Source organism: Microbacterium phycohabitans (assembly GCF_032464935.1).
GTDB classification, from domain to species: domain Bacteria; phylum Actinomycetota; class Actinomycetes; order Actinomycetales; family Microbacteriaceae; genus Microbacterium; species Microbacterium phycohabitans.
This window is the reverse complement of record NZ_JAWDIT010000003.1, coordinates 548,404-564,618: the sequence shown is the minus strand read 5'-3', so window position 1 is coordinate 564,618 and position 16,215 is coordinate 548,404. Positions and strand designations below refer to the sequence as shown.

Genomic DNA, 16,215 nt, shown 5'->3' with positions numbered 1-16,215 from the left:
CGGTGCCGACGCGCTCGCCCGCGGCCGCGGCCGCCTCGTGGCCGCCGCCGGCCGCCGGCAGCGCCCAGCCCGGCATCCCCGCGCAGCCCGGCGCCCACGCGCCCACCGGCGCCCCGGGCCACCCCGGCTGGGCCTCGGCTCCCTCGGGCGCCACAGCGCCGACCGGCCAGGCCTTCGGCCCCGCCGCCACGGGCGCCCACCCGACGCTGACCCTGCCCGACCCGGCATCCGAGAAGCCCCGCAAGAAGAGCGCGGCGCCGCGGATCGCGGCCCTGCTGGTCGCGGCCGCCCTCGTCGGTGGTGGCGCGGGCCTGGGCGGTACCTACGCGGGGCTCAGCCTGTGGGGCGGGTCGAACACCTCGGCCGCTTCGGGCCCCACCGCGATCACGGTCAACGACCCGCAGGACGTCAACGCCACCGCCGCCGTCGCGACCAAGGTCGTGCCCAGCGTCGTCACGATCAGTGCGACCGGCACCTCGGCGGGCGGCACCGGCTCCGGCGTCATCTTGAGCGCCGACGGGTACGTGCTGACCAACACGCACGTCGTCACCCTCGACGGACAGACGGGCAACGCCACGATCTCGGTGACCACCTCCGACGGCAAGGTGTACGCCGCGACCGTCGTGGGCACCGACCCCACGTACGATCTCGCGGTCATCAAGCTCACGAACGCCTCGGGCCTGACGCCGATCGAGTTCGGCGACTCCTCGAAGCTCAACGTCGGCGACGCCACCATCGCCGTCGGAGCACCGCTCGATCTGCCGAACACCGTGACCACCGGCATCGTCAGCGCGTTGAACCGCTCGATCCAGGTCGCCTCGTCGGCCGCGCCCTCCGACGGATCGGAATCCGAGCAGACCGACCCCAACCAGGAGAGCCCGTTCCGCTTCGACTTCGGCCAGGGACAGCAGTCGCAGACGGCGACCGAGACGATCAAGATCGCCGTCATCCAGACCGACGCGGCCATCAACCCCGGCAACTCGGGCGGCGCGCTGGTCGACGACGAGGGCAAGCTCATCGGCATCAACGTCGCCATCGCGAGCGCGGGCGGCTCGTCGTCGTCGGGCGCCCAGTCGGGCAACATCGGCGTGGGCTTCTCGATCCCTTCCGACATCGCCAAGCGCATCTCGTCGGAGATCATCGAGAACGGCTCGGCCACCCACGGTCTGCTCGGCGCCTCGGTCCAGGACGCCGCGTCGCAGCAGGGGGCGACCACCACCGGCGCTTACGTGGCCGAAGCCGTTAGCGGCGGAGCGGCCCAGGCCGCCGGCCTGCAGAAGGGCGACGTGATCACCTCGTTCAACGGCATCCCGGTGACGAACTCGATCGACCTCACCGCCCAGGTGCGCGCGCTGGCCGCGGGCGCGAAGGCCGAGGTCACCTACTTGCGCGGCGGGCAGGAGAAGACCGCCGAGGTCACCCTCGGCGCGATGAGCCAGGGCTGACACCCGGCTCCGCCGCGAACAGGACGCCACCCCGCGATAGGCTCGCGGGGTGGCGTCTTTCTCGTTCGGTGCGGGAAACGCGAGCAAACTCCGCCGCATCCCGCTGTATCTCGCGGGTCGCCTGGTGACGACGCTCGTGCCGCGCTCGCGCGACGAGTGGGTCTTCGGATGCGCCGTCGGCGTCGCCGACGGCGCCCTCGCCCTGCACACCGTGGCGGCGGCGCACGACGAGCGCACCACCTGGCTCGTCGCCGACGCCGATCAGGCCCGGGATGCCGAACGTCTCGGCATCCGGTGGGTGCGGCGCGACAGCGCGGCGGGGTTCTGGCGCACGGCGCGGGCCCGCGTGATCGTGGTGACGCACGGCTTCGGCGACGTGCAGCGCTACGCGACGACCGGGGCGGTGATCGTGCAGCTGTGGCACGGGATCCCGCTCAAGCGCATCGGGCTCGACTCCGCCGAGACCACGCGCAGCCCCGTGCTGCCGAGGGTGCTCTCCCCGGTGCTCCGGATGCTGTACCGGCGCACCACCCGGCGCATCTCGCTGCTGCCGGCGGCCTCGCACCTCGTGCGCGGACGCCTCGAGAGCGCCTTCTCGCTCACCGACGAGCGGGTGCCGGTGACGGGTGAGCCCCGCGTCGACGTGCTGTCGTCCGGCGACGCCGCCTCGCGGCGCGCGACGGCGCGCGACGGGCTCGAGAGCGCGCTCGGGATGCCGCTGGGCGATCGCCGCGTCGTGCTCTACGCGCCGACCTGGCGCGACGGGGAGCCCGACCCGGCGATCCCCGACGCGGGGGAGTGGGAACGCATCGCCGCGGCGCTCCATTCGGCCGACGCCATGCTGCTCGTGCGCTCGCATCCCCTCGGCGCGGGCGACTACCACCCTCCTCACGGCACGGACCGCGTCGCCGTCCTCGGCAGCGATCTCGTCGCCGACGTCACCCCCTTGCTGCCCGGCCTCGACGCCCTGATCACCGACTACTCGTCTCTCGCGTTCGACGCCTCGCTCGTCCCCCTGCCGGTGGTGTTCTTCGCCCCCGACCTCGAGGCCTACGCGGCGAGACGCGGCCTGTACGGTCGCTACGCCGACGTCGCCGGTGCGGACCCGGCCCGGTCGTGGGAGGACGCCCTCGCACAGCTCGGCGCGGTGCTCGCCGAACCGGCTGCCGCGCTCGCCGCCTCGCGCGACCGCAGCGCACGCGTGCACGCCCACCGCGACGGACGCAACGCGGAGCGGGTGTACGCGGCGGTGCGGTCGCGGCTCGAGCGGCGGGGGCCGCGGCGTCGGGAGGAGTCCCGGTCCCTTCGACAGGCTCAGGGACCTCGGTGGGCTCAGGGACCTCGGTGGGGTCAGGGGCCTCGGTGGGGGCAGAGGTCTCGGTGGGCTCAGGGGCCTCGGTGGGGCCAGGGACCTCGGTGGGGCCAGGGGCCCCGGCGAGGTGACGCGCCTCCGCCCGCGCCGGACGACCTCTCACAGAAGGACGAACGCCCATGACCGACGCTCGCCTGTTCGACGACGCCGGGATGCCCGCGCTCGAGATCAGCGGAGAGGGCGCACGCCCGGCATCCGTCGTGCTCGAAGGGGCGCGAGCCCGCTCGCACGCCCGCCTGCACGGTCGCGGACGCACCTGGCGCGCCGTCGTCCCCCTGCACGCCGCACGGTGGGGCGGTGTCGATCTGCCGCTGCCCTCCGGGCGCTACCGACTGCGCATCGACGCCGGTGAGGCGACGGATGCCGACCCCGCGGCGCTCGCGGTGACCGAGACCGCCCTTACGGGCCTGCGCGCCGCGCTCGACGGCGCGACGGTGACGATCACCGCCCCCGTCGACCCGGTCTACCGCTCGGGCGAGGGTCGCGCCGCGATCGAACGCCGTTACGCCACCGGGCAGCGCGAACCCCTCGAGAACGCCGTGTTCTTCGAGAGCTTCTACGGCCGCACCGCCGGGTGCAACCCGCTCGCGATCGACCGCGAGCTCGCGCGCGTCGCACCGGGGGTGACCCGCTACTGGAGCGTCGTCGATCTGTCGGTCGAGGTGCCCGACGGGGCGGTCGCCGTCGTCGAGGGCAGCCCCGAATGGTGGCGGGCCCGCGGCGTCGCGCGTCTGCTCGTGGTCAACGACTGGCTCCGCAGGCGGTTCGTGCGCCGCCGCGGGCAGCGGGTGCTGCAGACCTGGCACGGAACACCGCTCAAGCGCCTGGCACTGCATCGCCCGGGTTTCGATCCGCGTCGCGCGCTCGCCGTGGTGCGCGAGAGTCGGCGGTGGGACGTGCTGCTCGCGCAGAGCCCGTACGCCGCGCGCGTGCTGGGCAAGGCGTACGCGTTCCTGCGACGGCCCGTGTGGGTGGAGGGCTACCCCCGCGACGACGGACTGCGCGACGACGATGGGCGCGAGACGCGGCGACGCCTCGGCATCCAGCCCGACGAACGCGTGCTGCTGTACGCCCCGACCTGGCGCGACGATCGCGAGCAGATCGTCGACTTCGTCGATGCGTCTGCTCTCGCGCGCTCGGCCGATGCCGTCGTGCTCGTGCGCGGTCACACACGCACGCTGCACCCCGGCTCGGACCTCGACGGTCCGCGGGTGATCGATGTGACGGGCTATCCCGACACATCGCGTCTGCTCGCCGCCGCAGACGCCCTCATCACGGACTACTCATCGGTGATGTTCGATTTCGCCATCACGGGCAAGCCGATGTACTTCCTCGTGCCCGACCTCGAGCGGTACCGGGGCGAGATGCGGGGGTTCTACTTCGATCTGCTCGATCTCGCTCCCGGACCCGTCGTCCGTACGCAGCACGAACTCGAGCGCGCGCTGGCCGAGGTGGATCCGTCGATCTTCGCGGAGCGGTACGACCGGTGGCGGCACCTGTTCGTGCCCCGCGACGACGGCCGTGCCGCCGAGCGCGTCGTGGCGCGGATCCTCGACCAGGGGTTCGTCGACCGCGGGTGACGGGCGCCCCGCTGCGTCAGGCGGCCGCGAGCAGCTGCACCCGGTGCGCGTCTTCCTGCTGCTGCCACGTGTCGGCGTTCAGGAGCAGACCCGACGACATCGACGCCTGGTCGGCGAGCTGCCGAAGGTAGCCACCCGAGAGGCGGGCGGACTCGGCTGTCGCGAACTGGAAGCGCATCGAGATCGAGGGCTGGATCCAGAGGGTGGTGCGTGCGTGACCGGCTGCGGCGTCGGTCCACGTGATGGTGAAGGATTCGCCGCGACGCAGTTTGGTCGAGAGGACCACCTGCAGGTACTGGAGCAGCCGGTCGTCGATCTGGATCGGCTGCGTGTCGGCGCTGTAGAAGAGCGTGCCCATGGGAAAGCTTCCGTGAAGGGGTTCGTCAGAGGAAGAGCGAGAGGACGACGGCGGCACCGAGGCCGGAGGTCGCGATGCTCGCCCACACCACGATGGTCGTCAGCCGCGCGGTCGACAGGGCGCTCGCGGCGGGCACGAAGGTGGAACGGTGGCGCAGCGGAGCGGCGGAGGCGAGGGCGGTCGTGGTCGTCATGGCGTTCCCTTCTTCGTGGGGGTGGGGTGGTCAACCCCGGTGATCAGTAGCCTAGCAGCTAATTAAGCTCGTTAAACATCATGACGCCGAACATTCACCAAAAATGACAGTCAGGCGAGGAATCTTCCCGTGTTGGCTATAGTGGCGGGATGCGCCGCGTGCAGGAGGGGGAGTCGATGACACCGCTATCGGACGATTCCTCACCCCTGATGGAGGCGCTCACCCAGTACTCCCGCGAGCGTGAAGCGGCCGCGGCCAAGGCTCGCAAGCAGCTCGGCGTGAACGAGCTCGATGCCAAGGCCCTTGCGATCGTCGGGGCGAATCCCGGTATGCGACCGTCGGAGCTCGCCACCACCCTCGGCGTCACGTCGGCCGGAATCACCACGATGGTCGAACGCCTCGTGCGGCGGGGGATCCTCCGCCGCGAGGCGGACGACAGCGACCGCCGTGTGAACCACATCCACCTCGCGATCGACCTCGAGAAGGAGCCGTGGTCCCAGCTCGCGCGGTTCGACGACGCGTGCCGACGCATCATCGGCAGCCTCGACCCGCGGATCGAGGCCGACCTGGCCGACTTCCTCACGAAGACGACGGCGGCGGCCACCGAACAGGTCGCGCGTGCCGACGTCGCGGCGGCGAAAGCGTCGGCTGCGGCCTGAGTCCGCTCAGTCGTCGTCGGTGAGGCCGGCGACGTGCGCGACGGATTTGCGCTGCAGGAAAGCGCACAGGTCGGCCGCGTTCGTGAGCTCCCGACACAGGTCGTAGACACCCTCGGGCGACAGCTCCGTCACCTCGGGCTGCGCCTCGAACGTCACGCGCCAGTCCGGCGCGCCCACGGCGATCGGCTGGAGGTACACCGACGTCGTCGCATTGGCGAGGGGGTAGATCACGAGCCCGCCGTCGAGCCCGTCCACGGTCTCCTGGTCGGCGACATAGGCGACGCCCGCGCCTCCGGACCCGCTCGACGCGTACTCGTCGAGCCAGGCGTCGAGCACTTCCTTGCTGCGGAACGGCACCGCGCGACCTCCGACTCTTCGCGACGGACACTCGCCGTCGCCTGATTTTACGTCACGCTGGCCCGAGTCCAACAATTCGGTGCCGCGCGAGGTGCGCCCGGCATCCTCAATACCGTCGGGCGGCGCCCCGTGCCCGCGCGAGGCGCGCGGGCATCTTCGGTGCCGTCCTCCCGTGCGTCAGGGCAGCGGCGTGTTCCGTCCGTCGAGGCGCGAGGTGTCGACCGTGTCGCGGGCGCCGCGCACAAGCGCCCACAGGAAGCCCGCGCCCCACGACACGTGCATCGACGGCAGCACGGCGGCGGTCCACGCCTTGTCGCGCCAGCCCCGGCCCCCGCCCCGACCGAGGGCGCCGACGGCGACGAGGGTCGCGTACGCCGCCAGCGGAAGGTGCAGCACCGACATCAGCCCTCCGCGACGGCGGGCGACCTGGCCCGCCGCCACCGCCAGCGAGACTGCCGCCGACACCAGCAGCGCCGGGGGAGCGAAGAAGCGCAGCGGCGTGCCCCGCGGGTAACGCCGCACGAGCTCGCCGCGCCAGGCGCCGGTCGCGCGGAACTGCCGGACGAGTCGGGTCCAGCTCTCCCGCGGCCAGTACACGACCGACAGCCCCGGATCGAACCACACGCGATAGCCCGCGCGCCGGATGCGGAGGTTCAGCTCCCAGTCCTCCCCGCGGCGGATGCTCTCGTCGAAGAGCCCGACCTCCTCGAGCACGCTTCGGCGCATGACGCCGAGGTACGCCGACTCGGCCGGACCCTCGGTGCCGCCGCCGTGGTACGCCCCTCCGCCGAGCCCCACGCGGGAGTTGTAGGCGCGCGCGACCGCCCGCTGGAACGGTGACCGGCCGTCGGCGCGCATGACTCCGCCGACGTTGGCGGCGCGCACGCGGCGCAGGGTGTCCAGGGCGCGACGGGTGTATCCGGGAGACAGCTCGGAATGCGCATCGACCCGCACGATCGTCGGATACCGACTCGCGCGGATGGCGAGATTGAGCCCCACCGGGATGTCGGCGGCCGGGTTCGCCACCAGGACGATGCGTTCATCGGCATCCGCCAGCTCGCGCGCGATCGCGTCGGTGCCATCGCTCGAGGGGCCGAGGGCGAGCACGAGCTCCACCGGCCCCGGGACGGCTTGGGAGAGGGTGGATGCGACGGCCCGGCGCAGATACCGGTGCTCGTTCAGCACGGGCATGACGAAGCTCACGCCGGCGTCGTCGGGGGGAACGGGCGCGTCTCTTCCGCCGGGGGTCGGGAGGGGCATCCCTCGATCTTTCCACGCGAGCCTGGCCGGTACCCTGGAACGATGCCTCTCGCCCGCGACGTCCAGCTCGCCGTGGGCCTGCTGCGCAAAGCCCTCGCCACCCGGACCGCCCGCCGTGACCTGCATCGCGCCCTCGAGGCGCGGGGGTCGCTGCCCACCGGGACGTTCCGGATCGCGGTGTACTTCGCCGACGGTGCGGTCAACATGTACCAGATGCGGCAGTGGTACGCCCCGCTGCAGGAGCTGGCGAAGACCTGGCCCGTCGTGGTCATCTCCCGCGCGATCCGCGGCGCGGACGCACTGCTCAAAGACGATGCGCTCCCGATCGCCTACGCTCCGACGATCGCGGCCGTCGAGCAGGTGCTCGCCGAGCAGGACATCCGCATTGTCTTGTACGTCAACCAGAACACGCGAAACTTCCAGATGTTCCGCTACGGGCACCGGTGGCACGTGTTCATCAACCACGGTGAGAGCGACAAGATGTACATGTCGACGAACCAGTTCAAGGCGTACGACTACGCCCTCGTCGCCGGCGAGGCGGCTCGCGCCCGCCTCTCGCGCGTGCTCTGGGACTACGACCTCGACCGCCGCACGTTCTCGATCGGTCGCCCGCAGGCCGATCACTACTCGGGCGATCTGCCATACGAGCCCGACGAGCGCACCGTCGTGCTGTACGCGCCCACATGGGAGGGCGACCGCCCCTCCGCCCATTACGGCTCGATCGTCACGCACGGCGAGACCCTCGTGAAGGCGCTGCTCGCCACGGGACGCCACCGCGTCATCTACCGCCCGCACCCGCGCTCGGGGGTGGTGGATGCCGCCTACGGCGCGGCGAACGCGCGGATCGTCGCGGCGATCGCGGCGGCCAACGCGGCCGACCCCGCCGCCCACCACGTGCTCGACACCGGCCCCGACCTGGGGTGGCAGCTCGCCGCGGCCGACCTGGCGATCGTCGACATCTCGGCGATGGTCTACGACCGGCTCGCCGTCGGCAAGCCCCTCATGATCACGCGGCCCGTCGACCCCGAGGCCCTCGTCGACGACAGCGGATACCTGTCGGCCTGCGAGTGGCTGGATGCCACCGCATCCGAGGCGATCGTGGCCGAGGCCGACCGGGTGCTGGGCGATCCCGACGCGGTCGGGCGACTCGAGCACTGGGTGCAGCGGTACTTCGGCGACACCGCTCCCGGTGCCGCCACCGCGCGCTTCGAGGCCGCGATCGGCGAGCTGATGCAGCGCTGGGAGCGGTGGAACGCCGACTCGGCGAGCTGACCGCGCCGCGCCGAGGTCGCCGAGCGTGCGGCCCGGGGTCTTGCGCGGATCCCGGTGGCTTCGACGGGCTCAGCCACCTCGCGTGGGAGGACCCTGGGCCTGTCGAAGGGTCCGGTCGCGGCGACAGCCTCGGCCACCTCGCGTGGGAGGACCCTGGGCCTGTCGAAGGGTCCGGTGGCGGCGACAGCTTCGGCCACCTGTGACCGTCAGGCCAGGGGAGCCAACCGGCTGATCGCGGCGAGGGGGATGCCGACCCAGTCGGGGCGGTTGCGCGTTTCGTAGATCGCCTCGTACACGGCCTTGTCGAGTTCGAACGCGTCGAGCAGCGCGTCGTCGACCAGACGATCGGCTCCCGCGGTCTCGGCGTATCCGGCGAGGAACGCCTGCTGGGCGGCGATGACCCATGCGCGTACCGCGGCGCCGTCGTCGTCGGCGACCGCTCCCGACACGTAGTCGAACGATCGCAGCATGCCCGCCACGTCGCGGACGGCGACGTCGGGCTGCAGACGCTCGGCGATCGGCCGCAACGGCTCGCCCTCGAAGTCGAGCAGCACCCATCCGTTCGCCGCCGTGTCGAGCACCTGCCCGAGGTGCAGATCGCCGTGCACGCGCTGCAGCGCGGGCCACGGGGCGGCGGCAGCGGTCGCGTAGACCTCGCGGATGCGGTCGGCGTACGGGGCCAGCGCGGGCACCTCGGCGAGGGCGATCGACAGGCGCCGCTCCCAGGCTCCGGCCACCGCGGCGCGGTCGCTCTCATCGGGCTCGCGCGTGGGGAACTGCGCCGCGAGGGCAACGTGCATCCCGGCGACGCTCGCGCCGAGCGCGTGCGCCCGCGCGGCGAAGTCCTCATCGGCCGCGGCGGCGTCCAGTGCCACGCGCCACGCGTCCTCGACCCCCGCGAAGAACTCCTGCGCGAACGCCAGCGACCCGCTGACGGGCACGCCCTCGGGCGTCACCCACGACCCGCGCACCTCTCCGATCGCGGCGGGCACGAACGCCGCCCCGCCGGCGGCGAGCGCCGACTGCAACTCGACATCGGGGTTGATGCCGGGGTTCACCTGGCGGAAGAGCTTGCAGATGACCGGGATGCCGGCATCCTGCGCATCGTCGGCGGCGTCGGGACGGAAGATGAGCGACGTATTCGACTGCTCGCCGCTGAGCACCTTGGCCGTCGCCGTCGAAGCGGGGGTCCGGCCACCGGGGGAAGCGAGGGCGATGCCGAGGAACCCGTTCTCGGGCGTTCCGACCTCACCGCCGACCGTGACCCACGAGTACAGCTGGGCGGTGAAGCCGGGGTCGGTCGTGGCATCCGCCCAGACCTCGTCGTCGGAAGCGGGGCCGATGAGGCTGCCCGGCGGCACCGATCCCTCGGGACGACGCGCGATGGGCACCTGATAGACGATGGCGGGCTGGACGGCCTCGTCGCGGACCAGGAGGAGTCGTGCGCCGGCGTCGAGGGTCCAGTCGGCGACCACGGTGAGGCGTGGGTCGCGGCCCTTCGTGCCGTACCAGCGCTGCCGCGGCATCCAGACCGCGAGGAGATCGAGGAGGTCGCCCATGCGGTGAGGCTAACGCGCCCGGCTGCGCGACACGCGGGCCTTGCGCCGGTACGGGTGTCGATGAGAAGGGACGTCGACCCGACGTCGGTGCGACAGCGACCGCGGGTGCGCGGGCGCTCTCAGTCGCGAACAGCGTCGGGGTCGGCCTCGGCGTCGGCGTCCTTGCGGCGCCGGGGGAGCGCCTTGCGCGCGACGAACCCGGTCCGGCGTCCGGCGGCACCGACCGCGGCGGCGACCGAGTCGCCCGCACGGCGGACCCCGCCGACCGCGGTCTTCTCGAGACGTTCGGCTCCCGGGCGCGGTTCGAGGTCGGCCGGCAGCTCGGGCGGTGGGGAGCCGAACGCGCGGCGGGCGTTGACGAGCACCCGGCGCCCGAGGACGTGGTTGCCGGCGCCGCCGACCACGGCGCCGACGCCGAAGGGGAGGGCCTTGCCCACCCAGGAGGCGCCGCCGCGGGTGGCGAACTGGCGCACGAAGATCGTCTTGAGGCGGTCGACGAGCGGGCCGACGGCCGCGCGCGGGAGCGTCTTGGTGACGAGCTCGCCCCAGTAGCTGGAGCGGGTCATGCCGCGTCCGGAGGCCTGCTGGGCGAGCTGCGAGACGAGGTCGACGCCCTCCTTGCCGAGCATCAGGGCGAGCACGAGGGCGCGGGCGCGGTCGGGATCGTCGACCGCGACGCCGTGCACCTCGGCGACCGACTGCGCGTACAGCGCCGTGGCCTCGAGGAAACCGAGGGTCTCGACGCCGCCGAGGGCGAGGGTCACGCCGGTTCCGATGCCCGGCACGACCGCGGTCGCGCCCACGGCCGCACCACCCGTGGTGACGGCGGCCAGGTAGCGGCGTTCGAGGATCCGCAGGATCTCGTCGGCGGAGGCACGCGGATGCCGGAGGCGGATGCTGCGCAGATGAGCGAGCACGACGGGTCGCTGCACCGACAGCACACGGTCGAGCATGCGGATCGTGCGCGGGTGCTCCTCCGACCCGACGGGAGGGAGCCCGCCCTTCCACGGGGCGTCCGGGGGGAGGGAATGGATGCGATGCACCTTCTCGGCCATGAGGTCATCCTCTCCCGCTCGCCTGAGCGGCGGGTAAGGTGACGCCGGCACCGAAGCGCGCAACAGGCCCGCGCCCGCGATCAGACGAAGAGGTTCGCCCGCTCCAGGTCTTCGGCGAAGTCGACCTCGACCGCGTAGAGGTCGGAGATGTCGAGCGGTTCCACGCGCAGACCGTCTTCGGCGATGGCGAGTTCGAGACCGCGCTCGAAGTAGTCCTGGTCGCCCACCCGCTGAAGGTGGCGCTGGAGCGTCTTCTTGTCGCGCGAGGCGATGTAGTTGATGCCCACGGCCTCGCCGATGCCGCCGACGACGACCTTCGACAGCTCGTGGATGAAGCCCTCGGCATCCACCGTGTACTTGACCTCTTCGTCGCTGACCTTGGCGGTGTCGACCGTGACGAACGAGCGGTCGTCGGCGACCAGGCGCGCGGCGCGGCGGAGGACGAGGGGGTCGAAGACGACGTCGCCGTTCATCCAGAGCACGCCGCCGCGACCCGTCTTGGCGAGGGCGCGGAGCAGACTCTTCGACGTGTTGGTCTGGTCGTAGCGGTCGTTGTAGACGTAGTCGACCCGCGGGAAGGCATCGACGATCGTCTCGGCCCGATAGCCGACGACCGTGGTGATGCGCGCCTGGGCGCCGAAGGCCGCGTGGATGTTGTCGTGCTGCTGCTGCATGATGCTGCGGCCGTCGGCGAGGGCCGTGAGCGGTTTCGGCAGGCTGCGGCCGAGGCGCGAGCCCATGCCCGCGGCGAGGATCACGATCTGAACTGTCAAGGCTGGCTCCTGGGGGGATGAGTTGTCATGTCCGGTTCACCGGAATGTCACGCCTTCGTGTTCGATCAACAGTAGCGAGAGGGGCCTGGGAGGTGGCATGATTCGCGCCGGTCGTTGTGGTTTCGTGATGCCGGTGGATCACTGCGCCGCGCGACCAGCCTGCGGGCGGTGTCGGAGGTCGTTGATAGTTTGGTGCGATGACAGCCTCGCTGCCGGAATCGCCTGAACCGTCCTCTTCCTCCTCCGAGGGTGGTTCGGAGAGCGTCGAACCTTCGGCGTCGAAGCCGCGCACGCCACGGGCTCCGCGCTCGTCCACCCCGCGCACCACGTCGCCCCGGAGCACGACGCCGCGCGCGCCGCGGCGCGCTCCCGGCGCCGCCACGGCCGCGAAGGCGGGCGACGCCGTCGAGAGCGCCGACGAATCCGCGGCCGCGGCTCCGAAGCCGCGCGCCCCCCGTGCCCCCCGCGCGAACAATTCTGCGACGACGTCCTCGGCGCCTCGCACGCCCGCCGCGAAGAAGCCGGCCGCGCCGAAGGCCTCGACGGCGAAGACGTCGACCGCCAAGGCCCCCGCGGCGAAGGCGGCCGCCTCGAAGTCCGCGGCCCCGAAGCCGGCGGCCCCCAAGCCCGCAGCCAAGCGTCCGGCCGCGAAGAAGCCCGCCACGCCCCGAGCATCGGACTCCACGGCGTCGGCACCCGCCGACCCGACCGCGCTGCCGAACCCCGTCGCCGACGCCTCGGTCTCGACACCGGACGAGGAAATCGCCGCCACCGGGCGCGAATCGGTCACGCCCGTCGCCCTCCCCGACGGCATCGTGGTGCCCCCGCGACCCCCGCTCCCCGTTCCGTCCGCGAGCCCCGCTTCCCACGACGCGCCCGTCGAATCCGCGGCCGTCGACACAGACGCACCGGTGGAACGGGATGCCGATGCCTCGTCCCTCACGGACGCGCGGCTGGATGCCGGCGAGCCCGGGTCCGTGATCGCGGATCCCGCTCCGGAAGCCGGCGAGGCCCCGGCCGTGGATGAGGCGCGGGACCCCGTCGAGCCCGTGTCGTCGGACGGGGCAGTAGAGCCCGACGTCGCTGAGCCCGACGTCGCTGAGCCCGAGGTCGCTGAGCCCGGGGTCGCTGCGCCCGACGTCACCGCGTCCGATGCTGCCGCGACGGACACCGCCTGGCCCGACGTGCCCGACGCGGTCGGCTCCGACGTGTCCGGCTCGGAGCCGGCTGCCGTCGCCCCGGATGCCACTGCGGCTGCGCTCGGGGAAGTCGACACCGACCCGCGTCCCGACGCGCCCGCGAGTGCGACGGGAGCGAATCCGGCGTCCGTCGACCCGAACCCCGCCGACCCGACGCCCGCCGATGTCGCGGTCGAGGAGCCCGCCGTCGAGGAGCCCGTCGTCGTGGAGCCCGTCGCCGGCGAGCCGGCGGTCGAGGAGCCCGCCGACCCGACGCCCGTGGATGTCGCGGTCGAGGAGCCCGCCGACCCGACGCCCGCCGATGTCGCGGTCGAGGAGCCCGCCGTCGAGGAGCCCTTCGTCGAAGATCCCGCCGTCGCGGGGGAGACGCTCGCCGCGCCGGCGTCCGAGACGGCAGCGGATGAGGGCCGGTCCGATGGCGGCTCGTCCGACTCCGAAGAGCTCGACGGCGCAGGCCCGATCACAGAGGGTGAACGCGACGCCCTCTCGGCCGACGCGCCGGAGAACCTCCTCCACGCGCCGCAGGTTCCCGTGGGGGAAGCCGCCGACGGCGAAGATCCCACGCCCCCCGAGGTGCGCGTCGACGAGCTGATCGTCGACGACACGCCCGTCGCGAGCCCGGATGCTCCCGCGGTCGAAGAGCCGCTCTCGAACGAGCCCGGTGCCGATGAACCCGGTGCCGATGAGCCCGGTGCCGATGAGCCCGCCGCTTCCGACACCGCGCTCCCCGGCGAGGTCACACCCCTCTCCGACACCGCCGTGCTGACTCACGGTGCGGCCGCGGCGGTCGACCCCGACGCCGTCCCGGTGCTGAGCCTGCGCAACGTCACCAAGTCGTTCGGAGAGCTCCGCGCGGTCGACGCGATCGACCTGACGGTCCCGGCGGGATCGTTCTACGGCCTGGTCGGTCCGAACGGCGCGGGCAAGACCACCACGCTGTCGATCATCGCCGGTCTCCTCCGCGCCGACTCGGGCTCGGTCTCGATCAACGGCGTCGACGCGACCAAGCGCTCGCGCGAGGCGAAGAAGCTCATCGGGGTCCTGCCCGACCGCCTGCGGACCTTCGACCGCCTCACCGGTCGACAGTTGCTGTCGTACTACGGCGCTCTCCGCGGTCTGCCCGCCCCGCTCGTCGAGAGCCGCACGGCCGATCTGGCGCGCGCGTTCGACCTCGTGGACGCGCTGGCGCGCCCCGTGTCGGACTACTCCGCGGGCATGACCAAGAAGGTCATGCTGGCCGGGGCCATGATCCATTCGCCGCGTCTGCTCGTGCTCGACGAGCCCTTCGAGGCCGTCGACCCCGTCTCCAGCGGTGTGATCCTCGACATCCTCGGCTCGTACGTCGACCACGGCGGAACGGTGATCCTCTCCAGCCACGGTATGGAGCTCGTCGAGCGGGTCTGCTCGCGCGTCGCCGTGATCGTCGCCGGTCAGGTGCTCGCCGAGGGCACGGTCGACGAGGTCCGAGGCGAGGCGAGCCTCGAGGAGCGCTACCTCGAGCTGGCCGGTGGCCTGGGCGACGTGGAGGGCCTCGAGTGGTTGCACACGTTCTCCGCCTGAGACTGGCGATGATGGTGGGCGCCCTTAGGGGCGACCCGCGCGATGTCGTGCGCCGTGCCGTCGGCGTGGTCCTGCTGATCGCCGCGACGGTCGTCGCCGCGGTGAGCGCCGCCGGCCTCGCCGACGCCGATCGTCTGACCACGGCGGTCGTCACGGTGCTCGCCGGGTCCGCCGTCACGCTCGGCTTCGCCGTGGGGCCCCCGGTGACCGCCTCGGTCGATCCATTGGATCCCCGCCGGTTCGCGGTCGTCGGACCCGAGCCGCGTCCGCTCGCGGGCGCCCTCCTGCTCGCCGGCTTCCTCAGCGTCCCCGTCCTGGTCGTCCTGGTCCTCGGGATCAGCCTCGCCGTCGCCTGGAGCGCCCACGGTGCTCCCGCGGTGGCGAGCGTGGCATCCGTGATCCTCGGCCTCACCACCTGCGTGCTGCTCGCCCGGGTGAGCATGGCCCTCGGCGCGCTCGTGCAGCGACCGCGGCAGTCCCGCGAGCTGATGGGCGTGTACCTCGTCGCCGTGCTGGTCGTCGTCGTCCCGGTCGGGGTGTTCCTCGGCTCGCTCGAGTGGCGCGGCGCCGTTCCCTCGCAGCTGGCCTCGGCCGCCGAGATCCTCGCGTGGACGCCGATCGGCGCCGCGTGGGGCATCGCGCTGGCCCCCACCGCGGGCGCCGCCGTCGGCAGCCTCGTCGTCGCTCTCGTGACGATCGCGCTGCTGGGGCTGGCGTGGTTCGCCCTCGTGACCGCGCTGCTCACGACGACGCGTCGTCCGGCCGCGGTGCGCGAGCGCGGCGGCCTCGGATGGTTCGCGATCCTCCCCGGGACGCCCGGGGGAGCGGTCGCCGCGCGCAGCCTGTCGTATTGGCTGCGCGATCGCCGCTACATCGTCAACGTGGTCGTCGTACCGATCGCCGCCGTCGTGTCGACCGTTCCCCTGCTCGTCGCGGGCGTGCCGTTCGAGCTCGCGGTGCTGCTCCCGGTGCCGATCATGGCCCTGTTCTTCGGATGGCTCCCGCACAACGACCTCGCCTACGACTCGACAGCCCTGTGGATGCACATCGCCAGCGGCATGCGTGGCGCGCCCGATCGCATCGGCCGTCTCGTTCCGGTGCTGCTCATCGGCATCCCCGTGCTCGCCGTGTCGCTTCCGCTCGCCGTCGTCGCCCACGGCCGGTGGGCCATCCTGCCCGCCATGATCGGCGTGTGCGCCGCTCTCTTCCTCGCGGGTCTCGGGCTGTCGAGCGTGTCGTCGGTGCTCGCTCCGTACGCGGTGTCGCGGCCGGGAGACAGCCCGTTCCAGCAGCCGCAGCGCACGGGTTCGGGCGGCGTCGTCGCGCAGGGCCTCGTGATGGCGGGAGCCATCGCCGCTGCTCTGCCGTCGATTCTGCTCACCTGGCGGGCCATCGGGGGAGACACGATCGACGCGATGTTCGCGATGTGGGTGGGCGTCGGGGCGGGTGGCGTCGTCCTCATCGTCGGCGTCGCGGTCGGCGCGGCGCTCTTCGAGCACCGGGCGACGCGGCTCATGGAGTTCGCCGAGGCGACCTGAGCACGAACCCGACCGAGCCGTGAGGCGGGGGCGCG

At 72.6% G+C, this 16,215-nt stretch carries 15 protein-coding genes; 7 read left to right on the top strand and 8 right to left on the bottom strand.

Annotated features, from left to right (window positions below):
- Positions 1 to 2 precede the first annotated feature (2 nt).
- Genes RWH44_RS11325 through RWH44_RS11315 form a run of 3 tightly spaced genes read left to right on the top strand, consistent with a single transcriptional unit; the run spans position 3 to position 4,397 of the window.
- On the top strand, positions 3 to 1,445 hold the full coding sequence (locus tag RWH44_RS11325; protein ID WP_316004643.1) for a S1C family serine protease: 1,443 nt from the start codon (positions 3 to 5) through the stop codon (positions 1,443 to 1,445).
- Between the two features lie 49 nt (positions 1,446 to 1,494).
- Entirely contained in the window at positions 1,495 to 2,940 is a 1,446-nt protein-coding gene (locus tag RWH44_RS11320; RefSeq protein WP_316004642.1) for a CDP-glycerol glycerophosphotransferase family protein, read from the top strand.
- Positions 2,937 to 4,397, top strand: a complete 1,461-nt coding sequence (locus RWH44_RS11315) for a CDP-glycerol glycerophosphotransferase family protein (protein ID WP_316004641.1) — start codon at positions 2,937 to 2,939, stop codon at positions 4,395 to 4,397. Before RWH44_RS11320 ends, RWH44_RS11315 begins: the two co-directional genes overlap by 4 nt.
- Positions 4,398 to 4,413: 16 nt before the next feature.
- Here the strand turns inward: RWH44_RS11315 and RWH44_RS11310 are convergent, their stop codons facing one another.
- A complete protein-coding gene (locus RWH44_RS11310; protein WP_316004640.1) occupies positions 4,414 to 4,755 on the bottom strand; it encodes a DUF7882 family protein in 342 nt (113 codons plus the stop codon).
- A gap of 25 nt (positions 4,756 to 4,780) precedes the next feature.
- Positions 4,781 to 4,948, bottom strand: a complete 168-nt coding sequence (locus tag RWH44_RS11305; RefSeq protein WP_316004639.1) for a hypothetical protein — start codon at positions 4,946 to 4,948, stop codon at positions 4,781 to 4,783.
- A gap of 149 nt (positions 4,949 to 5,097) precedes the next feature.
- Between RWH44_RS11305 and RWH44_RS11300 the strand changes: the two genes are divergently transcribed.
- Positions 5,098 to 5,607 (top strand): MarR family winged helix-turn-helix transcriptional regulator, encoded by a 510-nt coding sequence (locus RWH44_RS11300; protein ID WP_316004638.1) that lies wholly within the window; start codon positions 5,098 to 5,100, stop codon positions 5,605 to 5,607.
- 6 nt (positions 5,608 to 5,613) lie between these two features.
- On the opposite strand, the gene RWH44_RS11295 is transcribed toward RWH44_RS11300, so the two are convergent.
- Entirely contained in the window at positions 5,614 to 5,964 is a 351-nt protein-coding gene (locus RWH44_RS11295) for a hypothetical protein (protein ID WP_316004637.1), read from the bottom strand.
- Positions 5,965 to 6,141: 177 nt separating this feature from the next.
- Positions 6,142 to 7,224: a glycosyltransferase family 2 protein gene (locus RWH44_RS11290; RefSeq protein ID WP_316004636.1), complete on the bottom strand. Its 1,083-nt coding sequence runs from the start codon at positions 7,222 to 7,224 to the stop codon at positions 6,142 to 6,144.
- A gap of 42 nt (positions 7,225 to 7,266) precedes the next feature.
- Between RWH44_RS11290 and RWH44_RS11285 the strand changes: the two genes are divergently transcribed.
- Positions 7,267 to 8,496 (top strand): CDP-glycerol glycerophosphotransferase family protein, encoded by a 1,230-nt coding sequence (locus tag RWH44_RS11285; protein ID WP_316004635.1) that lies wholly within the window; start codon positions 7,267 to 7,269, stop codon positions 8,494 to 8,496.
- Positions 8,497 to 8,702: 206 nt separating this feature from the next.
- On the opposite strand, the gene RWH44_RS11280 is transcribed toward RWH44_RS11285, so the two are convergent.
- The 4 genes from RWH44_RS11280 to RWH44_RS11265 form a co-directional block, all read right to left on the bottom strand.
- Positions 8,703 to 10,055, bottom strand: a complete 1,353-nt coding sequence (locus RWH44_RS11280; protein WP_316004634.1) for a maltokinase N-terminal cap-like domain-containing protein — start codon at positions 10,053 to 10,055, stop codon at positions 8,703 to 8,705.
- A 119-nt stretch (positions 10,056 to 10,174) separates the two neighbouring features.
- Positions 10,175 to 11,110 (bottom strand): hypothetical protein, encoded by a 936-nt coding sequence (locus RWH44_RS11275; RefSeq protein WP_316004633.1) that lies wholly within the window; start codon positions 11,108 to 11,110, stop codon positions 10,175 to 10,177.
- A gap of 80 nt (positions 11,111 to 11,190) precedes the next feature.
- The gene (locus tag RWH44_RS11270; RefSeq protein WP_298872073.1) at positions 11,191 to 11,883 is read right to left on the bottom strand and encodes a phosphocholine cytidylyltransferase family protein; all 693 of its coding nucleotides are present in this window, start codon (positions 11,881 to 11,883) and stop codon (positions 11,191 to 11,193) included.
- Positions 11,884 to 11,908: 25 nt separating this feature from the next.
- Complete coding sequence (locus RWH44_RS11265; protein WP_316004632.1) at positions 11,909 to 12,673, bottom strand: hypothetical protein; 765 nt, start codon at positions 12,671 to 12,673, stop codon at positions 11,909 to 11,911.
- Positions 12,674 to 12,902: 229 nt separating this feature from the next.
- Between RWH44_RS11265 and RWH44_RS11260 the strand changes: the two genes are divergently transcribed.
- Both RWH44_RS11260 and RWH44_RS11255 read left to right on the top strand, forming a co-directional pair.
- Positions 12,903 to 14,642, top strand: coding sequence for an ATP-binding cassette domain-containing protein (locus RWH44_RS11260; RefSeq protein ID WP_316004631.1), 1,740 nt, complete (start codon positions 12,903 to 12,905; stop codon positions 14,640 to 14,642).
- Positions 14,643 to 14,653: 11 nt separating this feature from the next.
- Positions 14,654 to 16,180, top strand: coding sequence for a hypothetical protein (locus tag RWH44_RS11255; RefSeq protein WP_316004630.1), 1,527 nt, complete (start codon positions 14,654 to 14,656; stop codon positions 16,178 to 16,180).
- Positions 16,181 to 16,215: the final 35 nt, after the last annotated feature.

Coding starts and splice junctions, on each gene's coding strand:
- RWH44_RS11315 (WP_316004641.1), top strand. CDS start 2,937: ATGACCGACGCTCGCCTGTTCGACGACGCCGGGATGCCCGCGCTCGAG.
- RWH44_RS11310 (WP_316004640.1), bottom strand. CDS start 4,755: ATGGGCACGCTCTTCTACAGCGCCGACACGCAGCCGATCCAGATCGAC.
- RWH44_RS11305 (WP_316004639.1), bottom strand. CDS start 4,948: ATGACGACCACGACCGCCCTCGCCTCCGCCGCTCCGCTGCGCCACCGT.
- RWH44_RS11300 (WP_316004638.1), top strand. CDS start 5,098: ATGCGCCGCGTGCAGGAGGGGGAGTCGATGACACCGCTATCGGACGAT.
- RWH44_RS11290 (WP_316004636.1), bottom strand. CDS start 7,224: ATGCCCCTCCCGACCCCCGGCGGAAGAGACGCGCCCGTTCCCCCCGAC.
- RWH44_RS11285 (WP_316004635.1), top strand. CDS start 7,267: ATGCCTCTCGCCCGCGACGTCCAGCTCGCCGTGGGCCTGCTGCGCAAA.
- RWH44_RS11280 (WP_316004634.1), bottom strand. CDS start 10,055: ATGGGCGACCTCCTCGATCTCCTCGCGGTCTGGATGCCGCGGCAGCGC.
- RWH44_RS11275 (WP_316004633.1), bottom strand. CDS start 11,110: ATGGCCGAGAAGGTGCATCGCATCCATTCCCTCCCCCCGGACGCCCCG.
- RWH44_RS11255 (WP_316004630.1), top strand. CDS start 14,654: ATGGTGGGCGCCCTTAGGGGCGACCCGCGCGATGTCGTGCGCCGTGCC.